Raw genomic sequence first — 18,553 nt, 5'->3', positions numbered from 1 at the left:
CTCCCTTACGGGTTCGGTGGTTCGAATCCATCATCCTCCACCAGTTTTTAGGGGCATAGTTTAAAGGTAGAACAACGGTCTCCAAAACCGTTGGTGTGGGTTCAATTCCTGCTGCCCCTGCCAATTTTCAATTTTAGTATCATGATAAAGAATAATATTATGGCGGTCGTGGCGAAGGGGTTAACGCACCGGTCTGTGGCTCCGGCATTCGTGGGTTCAAGTCCCATCGATCGCCCCATTACATTCTTTATCACTGCTGGGGATTAGCCAAGCGGTAAGGCAACGGACTTTGACTCCGTCATGCATAGGTTCAAATCCTATATCCCCAGCCATTTATTTGCGGACGTGGCTCAGCGGTAGAGCATCGCCTTGCCAAGGCGAGGGTCGCGGGTTCGATTCCCGTCGTCCGCTCCAATATATTCGGCGCCATAGCCAAGTGGTAAGGCACAGCTCTGCAAAAGCTTTATCCCCAGTTCGAATCTGGGTGGCGCCTCCATTTTATTTATAAGCGGGAGTGGCGGAATCGGCAGACGCACAGGACTTAAAATCCTGCGGTAGGTGACTATCGTACCAGTTCAAGTCTGGTCTTCCGCATATCTAGTTATGCCCTAGCTCAGCTAGATAGAGTATTTGACTACGAATCAAAAGGTCCGGGGTTTGAATCTCTTAGGGCACATATAATAGAATAAGCCGGTGTGGCGGAATTGGCAGACGCGCGCGACTCAAAATCGTGAGGGAAACCGTGGGGGTTCGAGTCCCTTCACCGGCATAGATCATAAGGGTTATATTACTGAATTCAGTAATATAACCCTTATTTTGTTTTTCTATCATAAATATTAGATTATGGTTTGTGTGAGTTCGTGGCGTACATGGAACCTGAGGAAGTATATCGTGCTTGAATAGATCTATAGGTGTTTATAAGCTTAGATCCGCTTGTTGATCTGAGGTTGGTTTTAGTCAAGGTATACCCAGAGTTGTCTTAAAGGTCTTGGATGATCCCCGACCTGAGTCTAGGATAAAAAACCGTCCCCGGTCCGTTTTATAAAGCGCAGGAATTACCTAAAATAAAGACATAAGAAACACGTAGTATACGAAAGAGGCGGTGATAACAAATTATGAAGTATACAAAAGAGAAAAACTTGGCCATCATTCTGATCGCCATCGGAGCATTATTGTTACTTGGTAAATTTATTCCTTTTCTCGGTTTTATCTCTGGAACGATTATGAGCTACCTAATACCGGTGATTATGATTGCGATCGGGTATTACGGTATAAAAAGAGGGAATGCGCTTTTTGGTTACATCATACTGATTATCGGCGTACTTTACTTGCTCAGTAAACTTGCATGGCTTATCGGACCGCTTCTTGCGATTGGACTTATCATCTTCGGTATATCCATGTTAAGAGGTAGAGGAGTAAAAAGGTATTAAGGAAAGAGGAATAGAGAAAAGGGAGGTAAACAAGAATGAGTGTGTTTCGCCGAATGCGGGATATAACCGCAGCTACGATTAATGAACATTTAGAGCAAAGTCAAGATCCAGTGAAAATGATCGACCAATTTCTGATGGATACTAGAAATGAGATCGGTGAGGTAGAAAAACTGCATGCCCAGTATTCACGTCATACAAGACAATTGAAGCAGCAGGTTGATGAAGCCAAAGCTATGATCATCAAACGAGAAGAGCAAGCACTGCTAGCACTCAAAGCAGAAGAAGATCATCTTGCTAAACTGGCTCTACAAGAAAAAATGCTATATGAAGAAAAATACAATCAATATATTGGGCTTTATGAGCAGAGCAGAGATGCTTTAACGGAGCTAGAAGAACAACTGAATCACTTAAAGACTGAATACCAAACGGTCTATAGCAAACGTCAGTACTACTATGCACGAATGCAGACGATACAGCTCCAGCAGCGAATGAACGAACGAGCTGGCAAGATGGGAGGCACACAAATTCCAGGTATGTTTGGAAGACTGGAGGATCGGGTCTCAGATCTGGAATATGAAGCAAGAAGCCTTCGCGATCTTCGCCGAGACGAGCAAGAGCGTAATTCATTACAGCATTCCGTATCTGACTTACTTGAAAGAGAGCTGGCAAAGCTCAAAAAGAAGCTGGATAACGGAGGAAAGGAGTAACTATTCATGAGTAAGCTATATCGCTCTAGACGTGATAAAAAAGTAACCGGATTACTTGGCGGTTTATCTCAAACGTTAGGTATGGATTCAACTCTGTTGCGGGTAATCTTTATTATAGTCACTTTCTTTACGGGTGTACCGATCTTCCTGTACTTTCTTGCTGCACTAGTTGTGCCGAAAGAACCCTTTCCGCCTTATGATCCATATGCTCCAGGACCTGGAATGGGAGGATACCATGGTGGAGGATTCTCTACCCCTCAACAAGGCTTTGACTCACAAGGTTATGGAACTCCTAGAGACAATCGTTATAACAGCAATCGTTTTGATAGAGGATTCGGGGCTCCAAAAGAAGATCATTTGGACTCCATGATGGAAGATATCGAGAAAAAAGCATTGAAGAAAGAAAACGAAGAACTTCGTAAAAAACTATCAAAGTATGAGAAGGGAGAATTATAAAATGGGAGTATTTAAAAGAATTAAAGATATGACAAAAGCGTCGGTAAATGAGGTTCTTGATAAAGTAGAAGATCCAATCGTGATGCTCAATCAGTACATTCGAGATATGGAAGCAGAGATTCGTGAAGCAGAGGTTACGGTTGCAAAACAAATGGCTAACGAGCGCCGTATGAAACAACGTTTGGAAGAAGCAGAGCGTCTTGGTGGACAACGTGAAGCACAAGCAGAATCTGCACTTATTAATGGTCAAGAAGAAGTAGCACGTAAGCTTCTGGAAGAAAAAATTTACTACGATCAAAAAGTATCTGAATATCAGAATCTGCATGCGGAATCTGAGACTCAAGCGAAAGAACTTGTGCAACAACTGCATGATATGAAAGATGAGTTCTACAAAATGCGTAATAAACGTAACGAGCTTGTATCTCGTGCCCAAATGGCAAAAGCAAGAAAACAAATGTCTCAAATTAACAGTGTTCATTCCATTGAGAGCGGCAATGCATCACTAGGATTCCACCGTATGGAAGAAAAAATCATGCAACTGGAAGCAGAAGCAGATGTAATGCGTGTACCTTACAGCTCCAGCTCATATACTCCTAATTCGGTAGATCAGGAAAAACAATTCCAAGTCAATGAGCAGCTGGAAGCATTGAAAAGTAAATTAAATGGAAAAGCTTCAACTTCAGAAGCTCCAAAAGAATAAACTATCCAATGTAACATAGGATATGATATCCTAAGTATCGTGGAAAAGCCATACGGAGTTCATCCTTCGTATGGCCTTTTTACTGAAATAACATGAACTGTTGCATGGGGGATAATTCTTAGCTTTAATGCATGTAAATTAATGATATACATAACACGGATGAAAAGAGGCAACTCTGTTTATCCATAAAAAGGGGGTGTGACGAATGAGTAGAGGAAAGTCACTGTTTGCTGTTCTGGCAATAGGGATTGGCTTAATGATGTTGCTGGGAAGATTTTTGAGTTTCTTTACTATCGTTGCACTGCTCTTATTGATCTTTGGATATTACAAACATAAATCAGAGGACACCAAAAAAGGACGCACGTTGATGTGGACAGGAACAGCGATCATTATTCTAGACAATCTTATCCTCGTGGTAGGCATAATGTTGATTTCACTCGGTATTTTTTATTGGAAAGGGCGTAAAGTCCAGCCGCGTGAAGAATATATAATTCATCAGAACTTTATGTCTAATTATGCATGGGATCAAGCACCTTGGATTCTTCGCAATACCAGTATATGGCATGTTATAGGAGAAGTAGATGCGGATCTTTCTCTTGCACTTCCTGAAGAAAAAGAAACGGTCATTTATTTACAAGGTGTGATGGGAGATATTGACCTGTCGATCCCAGAGGATTACGGTGTAGAAATTGAAGCATTTGTGCTATTCGGAAGACAAAAGTTTGGAAACGACCAGAAAAGCGGTGGAATGAACAGATTGGTTTATCAATCTCCTGGATATGCAGGAAGTGAATACAAAGTTAAATTTGTGATTTCCTATTTAATTGGAGACCTTGATGTAAAACTAACGTAATACTATCTATAAGAGAGGAGGTTCCGGATGTATTCCGAAAAGACAAAAAACATGGTGACGCGCGGCATGGGACAGGGCATTCTGTTTTCTGTATTGCTGGGAGCTGTCATCATTTATATTCTTTCTTCTTATGGCTATTTAACTCCTTGGTCGACATGGGATCGATGGATTCCGTTCGGAGCAACTCTCGTATTATTGTTAGTAGGTGTGGGTGCTTGCTACGGATTCCTTCAAGCTTATCGAACAAAAGTGAAACTAGAGAGGTTGCGGGAGACATTATTGCAGTGGGAAAAAGGCAGCGTGATGAGAGCTGTTCCTGAGCTAGGAAGTGATGAGATCGGGAGACTGGGAGAACAACTCTCTCGTATCAGCAAAAAGTGGGAAGAGCAAGTGAGTTCTTTACAACGCTTGTCGACGAATAACGCACAGCTGGCAGAGAAGGCCCGGATCTCCGCTATCGTGGAGGAAAGACAGCGACTTGCTCGAGAACTGCATGATGCGGTATCTCAGCAGCTTTTTGCTATCTCGATGACGGCTACGGCAGTCGGGAGAACACTCGACAAAGATTTTAATCGTGCGAAGAGACAAGTGGCGCTCATCGAGGAGATGTCAGCTGTCGCACAATCCGAAATGAGGGCACTGTTGCTTCATTTGCGGCCTGTATATTTAGAAGGGAAACATCTTGAACAGGGCCTTAGAGAGTTGGTAAGAGAACTACAAGTGAAAGTTCCGATGGAAATACTGTTTGAGATGGATGAGAATATTCACTTGGTAAAAGGAGTGGAGAATCACCTCTTCCGCATTATTCAGGAAGCGATGTCTAATACCCTTAGACATGCAAAAGCAGAAAAGATGGAAATTCGGATACTGCGTAAAGATCAGGCAGTAAAGGTTGTCATTCGAGACGATGGAGAAGGTTTTGAATTAGATGATAAAAAACAGGCCTCCTATGGTCTTTCTAATATGCAGGAACGTGTGAACGAAATTGGAGGGTCTATTCTCTGGATTACAGCACCGGGTAAAGGAACAAGAATAGAAATTACCGTTCCTGTGATGGATGAAGAAAGTGAGGTAACGCCAGGTTATGGAAGATGAATTGATGGAAAGAAATATCAAAGTGCTTTTGGTCGATGATCACGAAATGGTACGAATCGGTCTTGCTGCAGTGCTGGATACCGAAGAAGGGATTGAGGTGATCGGAGAAGCAGGTAGTGGAGAAGAAGGCCTCCGGCTTGCTAAAGAGTACAAACCTGATGTAGTACTAATGGATCTCGTGATGGACGGGATGGACGGAATCGAAACCACTAGAGAACTGCTTAAACTACAGCCTGATTGCAAAGTGATTGTACTTACGAGTTATCTAGACGATGAAAAGATGTATCCCGTTATTGAAGCAGGAGCATTTAGTTACTTACTCAAAACGTCACGTGCTACAGAAATTGCAGATGCAATTCGGGCAGCGGATCGCGGACAGTCTGTACTGGAATCGCAAGTTGCATCCAAAATGATGAATCGTTTTAGGCAGCCTCCTGCGCAAATGAAAGCACATGAAGATTTAACAGATCGTGAAATGGATGTCTTGCGGTTGCTCGCTCAGGGTAAATCCAATCAAGACATTGCAGATACGCTAATCATTGGGATCAAGACAGTGAAATTTCATGTGACCAACATTTTAGCAAAACTCGATGTAGATGATCGTACGCAAGCTGCGATCTATGCTTATAAAAACGGATTAGCAGAATGAATATACATCTATGTAAGGTACGATTCTTATCTTCGTAAGGAAGAAAAGAGATTCGTACCTTTTTCATTTTTGAATAAGAGTTAAGGGAAGAGCGATTAAATTCAGATTAGATAAGGAATAACAAAGCCAGAGCTGTTAAACCTAAAGCCCAGCCCCATCCAGCTCCCCATCCGCCTCCATAGCCGTAACCGCCATAGCCGCCGTAAGGATAAAAACCTTTGATCTTTGCGTTTGGTTTACGTTTCTTTTTCTTTTTTGTCGTTTCTGTTTTTGGATTTGTTTCAAGAATGCTGGACTTGTATGCTCGGCATGGACGATATTGATTACGGCGTTCATCTGCAACGAAGATGTGGGTATTATTGCATGCTTTAAGTCTGCCGAAAATACGCCGGCCGTCTTTTGTTACCGCACAAATCATCTTTCCACAATGGCGGCTTAGTACCTCTGGAGTTAAAGGGTTAACAGGATACATATAGTACACCTCTTCATTAAATAAGATAGTAGTCAAGATATTTATATTCTTACAGAGTTAAATAGGTTTGGACGATGGACTAAGCGAGTGAAAATAACTCTACTTTTAAGGATTAAGTACGCCGATCAAGGTGAATATTAAAACAAAGGCATCAAAGTGAAGGTTTGATGAATGTTTATTGAAAGTAAAAGATTAGCAGAGAAAGTTCGTAGCTTTCGAAGGAACACTTATGCTAAAATGTCTTCAACATAAATGACTTTTCCTTATGTGGAAAAAGGCGATAGTTAACTGGAGACACATTTTAATATACTAAAAAATCTATGATATATAGGGGAAAGAAGGGGCCATGAATACGAATCAACCATTGGAATCACTCAAGACTTCGGGTGCCGTATTTTTTATTTTTGGTGCTACAGGAGATCTTGCTCGGCGCAAGCTATTCCCAGCCATTTATAGTCTGTACCGCGAAGGGAAATTAGCACAAGATTTTGCCGTTGTCGGTTTGGCACGTCGTCCGCGTACACGTGAAGAATTCCGACTTGATGTACATACATCCATCCAAGAATTTTGCCGCTATTCCTGTGATTCAATTGAAAGTGAAGAATGGACAACATTTGCAGAGCATTTCGAGTATCAGTCGCTTGATATTAATAATGTCGATGGTTTTCGTGAACTGCGTGTTCTGACTGAGGAACTAGAAACAAAGTTTGATATTCCGGGTAACCGCATGTTCTACCTGGCTTTGGCTCCTGAATTATTCGGCAGTGTGTCCTATAACTTAAAAGAGGGCGGGCTTCTAGAGAGCGCAGGGTGGCACAGACTTGTCATCGAGAAACCATTTGGATACGATCTAGCTTCGGCTGAGAAATTGAATGAACAAATTCGGGAAGTATTCCGCGAGGAAGAGATCTACCGTATAGATCATTATCTGGGTAAAGAAATGGTGCAAAATATTGAGGTTATTCGCTTTGGTAATGCATTCTTTGAACCTTTGTGGAATAACAAACATATTGCGAATATTCAGATCACACTTGGTGAAACGGTCGGAGTGGAAGAGCGCGGAGGATATTATGACGCAGCAGGTGCACTTCGGGACATGGGACAGAATCATATGCTGCAAATGCTCACCATGATCGCTATGGAGCCGCCTAGCAGATTGCTCCCTGAAGATATTCGTGATGAGAAGGTGAAAGTTCTTCGGTCACTTCGCCCTTATGCAACTAGCGATGATGTGAAGAATAACGTGGTGCGCGGCCAATACACAGCAGGTGAAGTGAGAGGCACTGAACTTCCTGGATATCGTCAGGAGGAGAAGGTGGATCCTAACTCTAATACAGAGACTTATTTTGCAGCCCGTGTATTTGTAGATAATTTCCGCTGGGCAGGAGTACCTTTTTATATTCGTACGGGGAAACGTCTTCCGGTGAAAACCACAGAGATTGTAGTCGAGTTTAAATCAATGCCAAACAATGTCTATTTGGGTCAAAAACATAAGCTCGAACCTAACTTGCTCGTTATTCGTGTGAACCCGATGGAAGGAATCTACATTAAGATTAATGCGAAAAAACCAGGGACAGACTCACAAATTGAGCCGCTCGCAATGGATTTCTGTCAGAGCTGTATGATTGGAATTAACTCTCCGGAAGCTTATGAACGACTTATTCATGATGCAGCAAAAGGGGATTCTACTTACTTTACTCGTTGGGATGAAGTAGCAACAGCTTGGTCATTCGTGGATCGGATTGCTGCTGCTTGGGCAGAGAATCCAGGCGATATTGAGACATATCCTGCGGGAAGTTGGGGACCGAAAGCAACAGAAGATCTACTGGCGAAAGATGGATACTTCTGGTGGCCGGTGAATGGTCAGGACGAAGATAATGTAGTGTGGATCAAAAATAATTAATTTGCATTACACTCATGAAAAAGCAGGTCACTCTCTACGGAGAATGCCTGCTTTTTCTCATCTTATTGTATAAGATTTATTGTATAAAGCTTAGGAAGACATCGTCATACCGCCGTTTACATGGATACACTGACCGGTCATGTAAGAACCTTCGTCAGAAGCAAGCAGCACGTAGGCTCCTACGTGCTCAGCTGGTTGTCCCGGACGCCCCATAGGTACATCCTGTCCAAAACTTTCTACCATGTCTTCGTTCATAGTAGAAGGGATGAGCGGAGTCCAAATTGGACCTGGAGCTACCATGTTTACTCGAATGTTTTTCTTAGCAAGACTTTGGGCCATACTGCGGGTAAACCCAACGATGGCTCCTTTGGTTGAAGTATAGTCAATAAATACTTGGTTCCCTACGTAAGGATTAACGGAAGTCGTGCTAATAATGGAGCTTCCTTCCTTAAGGTGCGGTACCGCATATTTAGTCATATAGAAAACGGAGTAGATATTTGTTTTAAATGTTTTATCCCATTGTTCACTCGTAATGTTCTCAATTCCTTCCACTACGAACTGAATCGCTGCATTATTGACGAGGATATCAAGTTTACCGAATTCTTGTACTGTTTTATCTACGATTTCTTTACAAGTGTTCTCATCTGATACATCGCCGGGAAGAAGCAGTGCTTTGACACCTTCTGCCTCAATATAATTTTTGGTTTCTTCTGCATCACCTTGCTCTTGATCGGAAAGATAGTTAATGGCTACGTGAGCACCTTCTTTTGCATAAGCAATGGCAACAGCACGCCCAATTCCGCTGTCTCCACCAGTAATAAGAGCCACTTTACCTTTTAATTTTTCACTGCCTTTGTAATCTAGAGGCTGAATGGGACGAGGATCCATTTGGGATTCTACGCCAGGTTGACTCGCTTGTGTTTGTTTTGGAGTTCCGTTTTTTTGTTGTTCGTAGATATTCATAAGTTGTCATCCTCCATTTAGCTAATAGGTTGTATCGTAAAATTACCCGTCTCATTTGTTCTAAAACAAAATATTTTCAAGAAATTAATAGATATAGGGAGGGAATATAGGTAAATATAATTGATGAATGTGGTACAATAGGAAAGTTGAATTAGTGGGATATATCATTTTAAGGAATGTAAAATTTGCTCTTGTAACGGAAGGAAGGTGGCACCCTTGTGAGTAACCAGCTAAAACTTTTGTTATGTTGTAGAGGCTTGCATGGGGACTCCTTATAGCCTCCTCATGAAGAGCCTATATGAAATAGATACTACACAGCTAGTTATATTAATTTACTGAAGGGTAAGAGGGATAACAAAATGAGTAAATCACAAGAACATGCTATACAGATAGAAGTCGACAAACGTCGTACGTTTGCGATTATTTCTCACCCGGATGCCGGGAAAACGACACTAACGGAAAAGCTTCTTTTATTCGGAGGCGCAATTCGCCTTGCAGGAACGGTAAAAGCGCGTAAGGCTAGCAAGCACGCGACGAGTGACTGGATGGAAATTGAAAAGCAACGGGGGATCTCTGTAACGTCTTCTGTTATGCAGTTTGATTATAATGGACACCGTATTAACATTCTTGACACTCCTGGTCACCAAGATTTCAGTGAGGACACGTATCGTACGCTTACTGCAGCCGATAGTGCAGTCATGCTGATTGACGTGGCTAAAGGGGTCGAGGCTCAGACGATCAAATTGTTCCAGGTCTGTGCAAAACGTGGAATTCCTATCTTTACGTTTATCAACAAATTGGACCGTGAAGGACAAAGCCCATTTGATCTGATGGAGGAGCTGGAGAACGTACTCGGAATTCGTTCGGTACCAATGAACTGGCCAATCGGAATGGGACGGGAACTTTGCGGAGTATATGATCGGATGAAAAATCAGGTTGAATTATTCCAAGGAGATGACCACTCCAACATCCAAGTACAAAAAGTAGACAGTTATGAAGACCCGGTAATTCGTGAGATGGCGGGTGAGTTCCTGCATGAGCAGTTGAAACAGGATCTAGAGCTGCTGGATGTTGCTGGAGACCCATTTGATTATGAGAAAGTATTAAAAGGAGAATTAACTCCGGTATTCTTTGGCAGTGCGGTGAATAACTTTGGGGTTCAAACCTTCTTAGAGAACTTCCTCGAACTTGCACCTAAACCTGAACCGCGCCGCAGTACGGAAGGTATGGTAGAGCCGACGAATGAGAAGTTCAGCGGATATGTATTCAAAATTCAGGCGAATATGAACCCTGCTCACCGTGACCGTGTTGCATTCCTTCGGATTGTATCAGGAAAATTCGAACGCGGAATGAGTGTACGCCATGTACGAGCAGGCAAAGAGATCAAGCTGTCTCAACCGCAGCAGTTTCTCGCCCAAGATCGAGATATCGTTCAGGAAGCTTATCCTGGAGATATTATCGGTTTGTTTGATCCCGGCATTTTCCGAATTGGAGACTCGCTAAGTCAAGGCGGTAATATTGTGTTTGATGAATTGCCAACATTCTCTCCTGAGATTTTCTCCAAAGTTACGGTTAAAAATGCCTTGAAACATAAACAGTATCAAAAAGGGCTTGACCAGTTAACCGAAGAGGGAACCATCCAGGTATTCCGTACAGCAAGCTTCGATGAAACCATTCTTGGCGTAGTTGGACAACTGCAATTCGAAGTATTTGAACATCGGATGAAAGCAGAGTATGGGGTAGATGTACAGTTACAACGTATGCCGTATCAGTTTGCTCGCTGGATTATTGATGAGAAAATTGATCCAAGTAAATTCCGGATTAACTCTGTACTTGTTAAGGATAAGAAAGATAATTATGTTGTCTTATTCGAAAATGAATACGCGATGAGAACAGCAATCGATAAAAACCCAACTGCTCAATTCCTTGAGATGGCGCCTTAAGCAGCTGATTCGTTAGAAGAGCAAGATATCGACGATATAATAAAAAATCCTCCGTCCCATTAATATGGGCCGGGGGATTTTTTTTTTTGCAGTAAAAGAAACAGATGTGGATCCTAGGTTAATGGTACGGGTTGAATGGTCTTTAAGTGTGCTTGCGCAACTTTAACGAGTTCATCCCGTTTCTCCGCGGAGAGCTGTTTCCAGATCATTTCAAAAATAGAGCCAAGCCCCGGCAATGCAGCTTCGGGACCGTCGACGGAACCTTCAATCATTTCCTTAAGCTCTTGATCGGTTTTACCGTGCACCTTGTGAACAATAGCTTGGCGCAAATCCATTACGATTGGCATTCGCTTGTCCCTCCAAATTCAGTCTTTTCCTGCATCTATACTGTTCCCCGCACTTCTCGCTTACATTCAAGTTTTTCAGACATTGTGGTATACTACGTAGGATGATAGCACCGCAGGAGGTATCCATATTATGGCTAAGAAGCAATATGCCGTCATCGGTATGGGCCGATTCGGATCCAGTGTCGCAAACGTTCTTAGCGATATGGGTTTTGATGTGCTCGCCATTGATCGGGATGAGCAAAGAACGCAAGAAATATCGAATGTAGTAACCCATGCGGTTTCTGCGGATTCTACAGATGAAGAGGCACTCAGGGCGCTTGGAATACGTAATTTTGACGTAGTGGTTGTCTCTATCGGGGAAGATATTCAAGCCAGCATTCTGACGACGCTGATCCTTAAGGATATGGGGATAACTACCTTGGTTGTAAAAGCGAAAACAGAACTACATGGCAAGGTGCTCGAAAAAATCGGTGCAGATAAAGTCGTTTATCCAGAAAGAGATATGGGCATGCGGGTTGCTCACCATCTGGCATCTCCTAATATCCTAGATTACATTGAACTATCGGATGATTATAGCATTCTTGAAATGAAAGCTTCTTCAAATATGGTAGGGCAAAATTTAAAACAGCTTGATATTCGTGCACGCTACGGATGCAACGTGATTGCTATTCGGCGAGGGACACAAATGAACATTTCTCCGTATGCAGAAGACAGCATACTTCAAGATGATGTTCTTATCATTGTAGGTCATAAAGATAATCTCAGTAAGATGGAACTGTCTTATTCGAAATAAGAAATAAATGAACTAGTGAAAGACATAAAGAAGGGAACTAAACATGGAAATTGCTTCTGTTAACAATCCTCGTGTTAAGGATTGGGCTCAGCTTCTCGAGAAGAAGCATCGAACGAGACAAGGGAAATACATCATCGAAGGCATACATCTGGTCCAGGAGGCGCTCGAGCATCATGCTGAGATCGAATGTATTGCTTATGATATGGATAAAGGCATCCCGAGTGAACTTAGCAGGTATGCGAGTACAGCGGGTGTAGAATGGATTGGGGTATCGGCTGCTGTTATTGCTAAATGTACAGATACGGTGACACCACAAGCGGTGTTTGCCGTTATTTGTAAAGATGATAAGCAAGCGGATGGACTACTCCGAAAACCGGATAGTCTCGTTATTGTGTTGGATCGGCTCCAGGATCCTGGAAATGTGGGCACGATTATCCGCAGTGCAGACGCTGCGGGGGCAGATGGTGTTATTTTGGGACGCGGAAGCGCGGATGTGTATAATCCGAAGACCATCAGGTCAACGATGGGATCGTTTTTTCACCTTCCGGTTGTAGAAGCTGATCTTAGTGTAATCCTCCCTGAGGCAAAAGAAGCAGGCGTAACTCTGGTGAGCACTTCACTTGCTGCGGATCACTCCTGTTATTCCTATGATTTCAAAGGTTCTCGCTGGATCGTGATTGGTAACGAGGGAAGTGGTGTATCCGAAGAAGTAGGGAGCCTCGTTGATGATGCTGTTATTATCCCAAGCAAGGGACAAGCAGAGTCACTGAATGCGGCGATGGCAGCAACTGTACTTCTGTTTGAAGCAATGCGTCAGCGCCATTTCTAACAATTGAAAACGAGCTAAGATCGACTATCCTTGAGCAGCTCATGCTCTGGATAGTTTTTATTTATGTCTAAAATCATGAAATCAAATCGGTGAATATTTAATCTAGTCTATATTTATTTTGGAACTTTTTTGACGGAGGATGCGTCTTTTATTACAAGCGGGAAGCATCTTAAGGCAGAGCGAAGGACAACCATGGTATACTATGGAGGCTGAGCTATATCTATTGATAAATAGAGAAGAGAGCTCTGCTGTATTTTAGCTATGAAAGAAAAAACAGATGATTTACGTTAAAAAGGAGAGTCATAATGAACATTCTACGTAAATGGACAGCTCTTGTGCTGTCGGCGCTTCTCATTGTAGCTGTATATAGTCCTATAGCAGCTTATGCCGACGCAGCCGAGGGTGATGTCATTATCATTCTAGGAGAAAATTTAACGAATGATCAAAAAGTAAAAGTGTTGGCTGATTTGGAAGCACCAAGTGGTGCTACAGAATTAACTGTTACTAACGAAGAGGAACATAAATATCTGGGAAGTTATTTATCTAAAGCACAAATTGGCACCAGAGCACTTAGTTCTGCCAAGATTGTGATCGGTAAGGCAGGCAGCGGACTATCCGTAACTACGAATCATATTAACTGGGTAACGAGTGATATGTACCTGAATGCGATGATTACAGCTGGAGTTAAAGATGCACACGTGATGATTACAGCTCCATTTGACGTATCTGGAACCGCGGCCCTTACGGGAATCATAAAAGCTTATGAAACAACAACAGATACTAAAATACCGGAAGAACAAAAACAAGTAGCAAATGAGGAAATTGTAAAAACTGCAAAGCTCTCTGATTCGATTGGAGCGGAAGAAACAACAACCCTGATGACGAATATTAAAGAGCAGCTTGCAGAGAAACAGCCTCAGACAAGAGAAGCGATGCAGTCCTTAGTGGAAGATACAGCTAATAACCTAAACATTGCGATACCAGAAGCTCAATTGAATGGACTGGTAGACCTCTTCATGAACATGAAAGATGCCAATATTAACTGGAATGCTGTCGGGGAACAGTTAGATCAAGCGAAGCAGCAGTTTACTGATTTTATTGAATCAGACACAGGACAAGGAATTATCGCCAGCATTAAAAATTTCTTCGTAGGACTTATTGATGCAATAAAAAGTTGGTTCTCATCCTAATTATAAAATGCCGAAGTACGTAAAAATGATCTAATCTCATTTTACGTAGCTTCGGTTTTTTTTGTAGAATTTCGGGTCAAATCATCCCTAATAAATGACAAAAACCTTCCAAATTTCTCATTCTAATGGGATTGGGAGGTTCTTGTTTAGGTCTGGTTTGTTGATTCAATCATTTTTTATGCGTTTATAACCATTCTTTAGCCCAACGTCCAACTGCATGAAGTGCTCGGGCAAGTTCGGTTCCCTTTCGAGTTAAGGAGTATTCCGTGCGTACTGGCCGATCTGCAATTACATTTCGAAGGATAATTCCTTCTTCTTCTAGTTCTTTCATTCGTTCTACGAGTACTCGCTTACTTAGATCGGGAATCAGGGCATGTATTTCACTGAATCGCTTTGGTTCTTCCATCAAGGTGTGAATGATGGGTGCAACCCATTTTCGTCCAATGATTTGGTAGGACTGGGTCACTTTTTCACACATCTTCAAGTAACTTGACATGGATTCTTGGTCCATTGTAAAAGCCCCCTTCACGTAGGATTGTTTACTATAAGTAACTGTGAATTTCAATGGACTATATCACACTTTTTTTAGATCATTTATTAGTATAACTAATAGAATAGCATAGGAAGCTTTGCCATAACAGAATAAAATCAATGTTCACAGATTGGACATTTTTTATTGACGAATGTTGTCGGAAGGGTGTATTATGGTTACATAATCTTAACTGGTTACATTTAATAACCTAATAAAAGAGAAAGTTGATGATTCAGCATTCTACTTTCGATGTTATGTATAGACAGAATGTGCACGCAACGTTCTTCACATGCTAATGTCGCACATTATAGAGTAAATATCAGGAGGCAATACGCATGGAAGCAATGACATTTGTCCTGTTCGGGGCTACAGGCGATCTAGCCAAAAGAAAAATATATCCGGCACTTTACAATTTATATGTCGATGAGAAGATGCCAAAAGCATTTTCGGTAATCGGCCTCGGAAGAAGAGAAGTATCTGATGTTGATTTTCAAGCCCGAGTAGAGGAATCATTACATACATTCTCTCGCCGGTCACCAGAAGATGCAGCTAAGGTTCGCGATTTCTTAGGTGCATTTCGTTATACGTCATTAAATAATAAAAACGTAGAAGATTACAAGAAACTGCTAGAGGTTGTGGAACGCCGTGAACAAGAACTGGGCATTCCGCAGAATCGGATGTTCTATTTGTCCGTAGCACCGGAGTTCTTTGAACCCATCGCTGAAAACATTAAAGAAAGCGGTTTGGGATCAGGAAAAGGTTGGAAACGAATGATTATTGAAAAACCTTTCGGGCATGACCTAAGTTCAGCACGTCGTCTGAATGAGAAACTCAGCAATACTTTTGCAGAAAATGAAATCTACCGGATTGACCACTTCCTTGGTAAACCTATGGTTCAGAACATGGAAGTCTTTAGTGCGACTAACCCTGTTATTCAAGCTCTATGGGGTAACCACTATGTATCCAACATTCAAATTACAGCAAGTGAAACGGTAGGAGTAGAGGAAAGAGCAGCGTATTATGACCAAAGCGGTGCAGTACGTGATATGTTCCAGAATCATATGCTGCAGTTGCTTATGATGGTGGCTCTACATCTACCGAAGAAATCTTCTCCAGAAGAGATTCGTTTTAAAAAGAAAAGTACAGCAGAGGCACTCATTCCTCTTTTACAGGAAAAACTGAATGAGAACGTTGTTCGTGCACAATATCGCGCAGGCGAGCTGCAAGGTAAATCTGTGGTGGCATATGTAGACGAACCTGGTGTTGAGTCATCCTCTCAGAATGATACGTACTTTGCTGCACGTGTATTTCTGGATGATCCGTTCTGGAATGAAGTTCCTTTCTATATTCGCACAGGTAAGCGTCTTAAAGAAAAATCCACACGAATTGTCGTTGAATTTAAGCGTCCGCTCAACACAGGAATTCCTGTGGATGAAAATCTAGGTGCCAATCTGCTCATTATTGATATTGGTCCAAAAGAAGGAATTCGCATTCAATTGAATGCAAAAAGTCCGATGCACCACGATACGATTGAACCGATGGAACTCAGTTATAGTTCATCTTACGATAATGTTCCAGAAGCTTACGAGAATCTTATCTTTGATGCCTTACGTGGAGATGCAACCTTCTTTGCACATTGGGATGAAGTAGAATTGTCCTGGAAATGGGTACAGCCTATTCTAGATGCATTTACAGCAAATGAAGTACCGCTTCATTATTATGAAGCAGGTACAGAAGGTCCGAAAGCTGCGGAAGAACTTCTTGCTCAAGATGGTAACGAGTGGCATTAACATTGAATAGCTGATCTTACGCGTTATCCAGCTGGTTTAAGCTGATGACATATACAGTTTCACTACATTTTAGATTGAGCATAATTTAGGAGGCACTTGGACATGAAAGTAGGATTAATTGGTTTAGGTAAAATGGGACTGAATCTAGGTAGAAATCTGATCGACCATAAGCATGAAGTGGTTGCTTATGATTTGAATGAAAAAGCAGTTTCAGAGATGAAAGAATACGGTGCAACAGGCGTTTCTTCTTACAAAGAAATGGCAGAATCCATGGAATCACCAAGAATCCTATGGATTATGGTACCGCACTCTGTAGTTGATGGAGTAATTAATGACTTGATTCCAATATTGTCCAAAGGTGACATTGTTATTGAAGCAGGTAACTCTCATTATAAAGAATCGATTCGTCGTTATGAGCAGTTGAAAGAACATGGCATCCATTTCATGGACGTAGGTACTTCTGGCGGTATGGAAGGTGCACGTAACGGTGCATGTTACATGATTGGCGGAGATGAAGAAGCATGGAATATCGTTGAACCGCTATTCAAAGACACAGCCGTAGAGAATGGTTATCTATATGCGGGTAAAGCCGGCAGCGGACATTTTCTGAAAATGGTTCACAATGGAATTGAGTACGGTATGATGGCATCGATTGGTGAAGGATTTGAAGTACTCGAGAAAAGTGATTATGACTTTGACTATGAAAAAGTAGCACGCGTATGGAACAATGGTTCGGTTATTCGTTCATGGCTGATGGAACTTACAGAGCGTGCCTTCTCCAAAGATTCAAACTTAGATGAGATTCGCGGGGTTATGCACTCTTCCGGTGAAGGGAAATGGACAGTTGAAACGGCATTTGATCTACAAGCAGCTACTCCAGTTATCGCTCTTTCCCTTCTTATGCGTTATCGTTCCCTGGAGAATGATACGTTTACAGGTAAAGTGGTAGCGGCACTTCGGAATGAATTTGGCGGACATGCGGTAGAGAAAAAATAATAAAATTATAAAATGTGTTTAAAATATATGCCAATGTTTATATATAAATGTTGGCATATATTTATATCTATTTGCTATTGACCTATTATTTAAAAAATATGGAGGGCATGTCATTATGAAATTTTTCTTAGATACTGGGAATGTTGAACAAATTAAAAGAATTCATCGTCTGGGTCTGGTAGATGGCGTAACGACGAATCCTTCTCTAATTGCTAAAGAAGGTCGCGTTTTTAAAGACGTGATCAAAGAAATTACTTCTTTTGTAGAAGGTCCTGTCAGTGCTGAAGTGATTGGTACTAAAGCAGAAGACATGTTAAAAGAAGCAGAAGAAATCGCAACTTGGGCACCGAATGTGGTTATTAAATTGCCAATGACTGAGGATGGTCTATATGCGACGAACGAACTGAGTAAAAAAGGAATTAAAACCAATGTTACATTGGTTTTCTCAGCGGCTCAAGGTCTCATGGCAGCAAAAGCGGGGGCAACATTCATCAGTCCATTTGTTGGACGTCTTGATGATATCTCAGTGGATGGAATGCAGCTTATCCGTGATTTGCGTCAGATCTTGGATACGTATAACCTACCTGCCGAAATCATTGCAGCAAGTATCCGTAACATTAAACATGTAGAGGATGCGGCTCTGGCAGGTGCGCATATTGCAACGATTCCGGGTACACTGGTGCCAACTTTATGGAAACATCCGCTTACGGATAGTGGGATTGAGCGTTTCCTTAAAGATTGGGAGTCCGTTCCTCAAGATGCGAAACCACCAATGAAATAACTTGAAATGCTATCTTTAATCATTCAGGTTGATAAGAAGAGAATTCCTACGGGAGTTCTCTTTTTTTATATACCACTACGCAGAACATAAGGCTTGCTTCTTTTTTTAGGTCAGGCTGCATAGA

At 41.9% G+C, this 18,553-nt stretch carries 19 protein-coding genes and 8 tRNA genes; 23 read left to right on the top strand and 4 right to left on the bottom strand.

What is annotated here, in order from left to right; translation table 11 throughout:
* Positions 1-49 precede the first annotated feature (49 nt).
* From KJS58_RS16965 to KJS58_RS16895, 15 genes are all read left to right on the top strand, one after another.
* A tRNA-Trp gene (locus KJS58_RS16965) sits at positions 50-123 on the top strand.
* Positions 124-162: 39 nt separating this feature from the next.
* Positions 163-238: transfer RNA gene (locus KJS58_RS16960), tRNA-His, on the top strand.
* Between the two features lie 19 nt (positions 239-257).
* A tRNA-Gln gene (locus KJS58_RS16955) sits at positions 258-332 on the top strand.
* 7 nt (positions 333-339) lie between these two features.
* A tRNA-Gly gene (locus KJS58_RS16950) sits at positions 340-414 on the top strand.
* Positions 415-422: 8 nt separating this feature from the next.
* Positions 423-496, top strand: a tRNA-Cys gene (locus tag KJS58_RS16945).
* Between the two features lie 12 nt (positions 497-508).
* A tRNA-Leu gene (locus KJS58_RS16940) sits at positions 509-594 on the top strand.
* An 11-nt stretch (positions 595-605) separates the two neighbouring features.
* Positions 606-674, top strand: a tRNA-Arg gene (locus tag KJS58_RS16935).
* A gap of 15 nt (positions 675-689) precedes the next feature.
* Positions 690-769, top strand: a tRNA-Leu gene (locus KJS58_RS16930).
* A 346-nt stretch (positions 770-1,115) separates the two neighbouring features.
* On the top strand, positions 1,116-1,430 hold the full coding sequence (locus KJS58_RS16925; RefSeq protein ID WP_213534162.1) for a LiaF transmembrane domain-containing protein: 315 nt from the start codon (positions 1,116-1,118) through the stop codon (positions 1,428-1,430).
* 35 nt (positions 1,431-1,465) lie between these two features.
* The gene (locus KJS58_RS16920) at positions 1,466-2,137 is read left to right on the top strand and encodes a PspA/IM30 family protein (protein WP_213534160.1); all 672 of its coding nucleotides are present in this window, start codon (positions 1,466-1,468) and stop codon (positions 2,135-2,137) included.
* A gap of 6 nt (positions 2,138-2,143) precedes the next feature.
* Positions 2,144-2,593, top strand: coding sequence for a PspC domain-containing protein (locus tag KJS58_RS16915; RefSeq protein ID WP_213534158.1), 450 nt, complete (start codon positions 2,144-2,146; stop codon positions 2,591-2,593).
* A 1-nt stretch (position 2,594) separates the two neighbouring features.
* Positions 2,595-3,293 (top strand): PspA/IM30 family protein, encoded by a 699-nt coding sequence (locus tag KJS58_RS16910; protein WP_191801851.1) that lies wholly within the window; start codon positions 2,595-2,597, stop codon positions 3,291-3,293.
* Between the two features lie 205 nt (positions 3,294-3,498).
* Entirely contained in the window at positions 3,499-4,146 is a 648-nt protein-coding gene (gene liaF, locus KJS58_RS16905) for a cell wall-active antibiotics response protein LiaF (RefSeq protein WP_213534156.1), read from the top strand.
* Positions 4,147-4,173: 27 nt separating this feature from the next.
* Positions 4,174-5,241 (top strand): sensor histidine kinase, encoded by a 1,068-nt coding sequence (locus KJS58_RS16900; RefSeq protein ID WP_213534154.1) that lies wholly within the window; start codon positions 4,174-4,176, stop codon positions 5,239-5,241.
* Between the two features lie 4 nt (positions 5,242-5,245).
* Positions 5,246-5,890, top strand: a complete 645-nt coding sequence (locus KJS58_RS16895; RefSeq protein WP_191802287.1) for a response regulator transcription factor — start codon at positions 5,246-5,248, stop codon at positions 5,888-5,890.
* Positions 5,891-5,996: 106 nt separating this feature from the next.
* Here the strand turns inward: KJS58_RS16895 and KJS58_RS25530 are convergent, their stop codons facing one another.
* Positions 5,997-6,362, bottom strand: coding sequence for a hypothetical protein (locus KJS58_RS25530; RefSeq protein ID WP_249717478.1), 366 nt, complete (start codon positions 6,360-6,362; stop codon positions 5,997-5,999).
* A 346-nt stretch (positions 6,363-6,708) separates the two neighbouring features.
* On the opposite strand from KJS58_RS25530, the gene zwf (KJS58_RS16885) reads away from it, so the two are divergent.
* Positions 6,709-8,265, top strand: coding sequence for a glucose-6-phosphate dehydrogenase (gene zwf / locus KJS58_RS16885; RefSeq protein WP_213534152.1), 1,557 nt, complete (start codon positions 6,709-6,711; stop codon positions 8,263-8,265).
* Positions 8,266-8,355: 90 nt separating this feature from the next.
* Here zwf (KJS58_RS16885) and KJS58_RS16880 read toward each other — a convergent pair whose 3' ends face one another.
* Positions 8,356-9,228, bottom strand: coding sequence for an SDR family oxidoreductase (locus tag KJS58_RS16880; RefSeq protein WP_213534150.1), 873 nt, complete (start codon positions 9,226-9,228; stop codon positions 8,356-8,358).
* Between the two features lie 359 nt (positions 9,229-9,587).
* On the opposite strand from KJS58_RS16880, the gene KJS58_RS16875 reads away from it, so the two are divergent.
* On the top strand, positions 9,588-11,171 hold the full coding sequence (locus KJS58_RS16875; protein WP_213534148.1) for a peptide chain release factor 3: 1,584 nt from the start codon (positions 9,588-9,590) through the stop codon (positions 11,169-11,171).
* Positions 11,172-11,284: 113 nt separating this feature from the next.
* Here KJS58_RS16875 and KJS58_RS16870 read toward each other — a convergent pair whose 3' ends face one another.
* Positions 11,285-11,518, bottom strand: coding sequence for a small acid-soluble spore protein SspI (locus KJS58_RS16870; protein ID WP_191801862.1), 234 nt, complete (start codon positions 11,516-11,518; stop codon positions 11,285-11,287).
* A 121-nt stretch (positions 11,519-11,639) separates the two neighbouring features.
* Here KJS58_RS16870 and KJS58_RS16865 point away from each other — a divergent pair, with 121 nt between their 5' ends.
* From KJS58_RS16865 to KJS58_RS16855, 3 genes are all read left to right on the top strand, one after another.
* Entirely contained in the window at positions 11,640-12,311 is a 672-nt protein-coding gene (locus KJS58_RS16865; protein ID WP_213534195.1) for a potassium channel family protein, read from the top strand.
* A gap of 43 nt (positions 12,312-12,354) precedes the next feature.
* Positions 12,355-13,140, top strand: a complete 786-nt coding sequence (locus tag KJS58_RS16860; protein WP_213534146.1) for a TrmH family RNA methyltransferase — start codon at positions 12,355-12,357, stop codon at positions 13,138-13,140.
* 305 nt (positions 13,141-13,445) lie between these two features.
* Entirely contained in the window at positions 13,446-14,330 is an 885-nt protein-coding gene (locus tag KJS58_RS16855) for a DUF1002 domain-containing protein (protein ID WP_213534144.1), read from the top strand.
* A gap of 184 nt (positions 14,331-14,514) precedes the next feature.
* Here the strand turns inward: KJS58_RS16855 and KJS58_RS16850 are convergent, their stop codons facing one another.
* Positions 14,515-14,826 (bottom strand): winged helix-turn-helix transcriptional regulator, encoded by a 312-nt coding sequence (locus KJS58_RS16850; RefSeq protein ID WP_213534193.1) that lies wholly within the window; start codon positions 14,824-14,826, stop codon positions 14,515-14,517.
* 371 nt (positions 14,827-15,197) lie between these two features.
* Here KJS58_RS16850 and zwf (KJS58_RS16845) point away from each other — a divergent pair, with 371 nt between their 5' ends.
* The 3 genes from zwf (KJS58_RS16845) to fsa all read left to right on the top strand — a co-directional run bounded on the left by zwf (KJS58_RS16845) (position 15,198) and on the right by fsa (position 18,429).
* Entirely contained in the window at positions 15,198-16,652 is a 1,455-nt protein-coding gene (gene zwf / locus KJS58_RS16845) for a glucose-6-phosphate dehydrogenase (protein ID WP_213534142.1), read from the top strand.
* A gap of 102 nt (positions 16,653-16,754) precedes the next feature.
* Positions 16,755-17,648, top strand: a complete 894-nt coding sequence (gene gnd / locus KJS58_RS16840; protein ID WP_213534140.1) for a phosphogluconate dehydrogenase (NAD(+)-dependent, decarboxylating) — start codon at positions 16,755-16,757, stop codon at positions 17,646-17,648.
* A 115-nt stretch (positions 17,649-17,763) separates the two neighbouring features.
* On the top strand, positions 17,764-18,429 hold the full coding sequence (gene fsa, locus KJS58_RS16835; RefSeq protein ID WP_213534139.1) for a fructose-6-phosphate aldolase: 666 nt from the start codon (positions 17,764-17,766) through the stop codon (positions 18,427-18,429).
* The last annotated feature ends 124 nt before the right edge of the window (positions 18,430-18,553 follow it).

The organism is Paenibacillus sp. J45TS6, from assembly GCF_018403285.1.
Lineage (GTDB): Bacteria > Bacillota > Bacilli > Paenibacillales > Paenibacillaceae > Paenibacillus.
This window is presented reverse-complemented; position numbering and strand designations above follow the sequence as displayed.

Coding starts and splice junctions, on each gene's coding strand:
- KJS58_RS16850 (WP_213534193.1), bottom strand. CDS start 14,826: ATGTCAAGTTACTTGAAGATGTGTGAAAAAGTGACCCAGTCCTACCAA.
- gnd (WP_213534140.1), top strand. CDS start 16,755: ATGAAAGTAGGATTAATTGGTTTAGGTAAAATGGGACTGAATCTAGGT.
- KJS58_RS25530 (WP_249717478.1), bottom strand. CDS start 6,362: ATGTATCCTGTTAACCCTTTAACTCCAGAGGTACTAAGCCGCCATTGT.
- zwf (WP_213534142.1), top strand. CDS start 15,198: ATGGAAGCAATGACATTTGTCCTGTTCGGGGCTACAGGCGATCTAGCC.
- KJS58_RS16860 (WP_213534146.1), top strand. CDS start 12,355: ATGGAAATTGCTTCTGTTAACAATCCTCGTGTTAAGGATTGGGCTCAG.
- KJS58_RS16925 (WP_213534162.1), top strand. CDS start 1,116: ATGAAGTATACAAAAGAGAAAAACTTGGCCATCATTCTGATCGCCATC.
- KJS58_RS16920 (WP_213534160.1), top strand. CDS start 1,466: ATGAGTGTGTTTCGCCGAATGCGGGATATAACCGCAGCTACGATTAAT.
- liaF (WP_213534156.1), top strand. CDS start 3,499: ATGAGTAGAGGAAAGTCACTGTTTGCTGTTCTGGCAATAGGGATTGGC.
- KJS58_RS16900 (WP_213534154.1), top strand. CDS start 4,174: ATGTATTCCGAAAAGACAAAAAACATGGTGACGCGCGGCATGGGACAG.
- zwf (WP_213534152.1), top strand. CDS start 6,709: ATGAATACGAATCAACCATTGGAATCACTCAAGACTTCGGGTGCCGTA.
- KJS58_RS16915 (WP_213534158.1), top strand. CDS start 2,144: ATGAGTAAGCTATATCGCTCTAGACGTGATAAAAAAGTAACCGGATTA.
- KJS58_RS16895 (WP_191802287.1), top strand. CDS start 5,246: ATGGAAAGAAATATCAAAGTGCTTTTGGTCGATGATCACGAAATGGTA.
- KJS58_RS16870 (WP_191801862.1), bottom strand. CDS start 11,518: ATGCCAATCGTAATGGATTTGCGCCAAGCTATTGTTCACAAGGTGCAC.
- KJS58_RS16880 (WP_213534150.1), bottom strand. CDS start 9,228: ATGAATATCTACGAACAACAAAAAAACGGAACTCCAAAACAAACACAA.
- KJS58_RS16875 (WP_213534148.1), top strand. CDS start 9,588: ATGAGTAAATCACAAGAACATGCTATACAGATAGAAGTCGACAAACGT.
- KJS58_RS16855 (WP_213534144.1), top strand. CDS start 13,446: ATGAACATTCTACGTAAATGGACAGCTCTTGTGCTGTCGGCGCTTCTC.
- fsa (WP_213534139.1), top strand. CDS start 17,764: ATGAAATTTTTCTTAGATACTGGGAATGTTGAACAAATTAAAAGAATT.
- KJS58_RS16910 (WP_191801851.1), top strand. CDS start 2,595: ATGGGAGTATTTAAAAGAATTAAAGATATGACAAAAGCGTCGGTAAAT.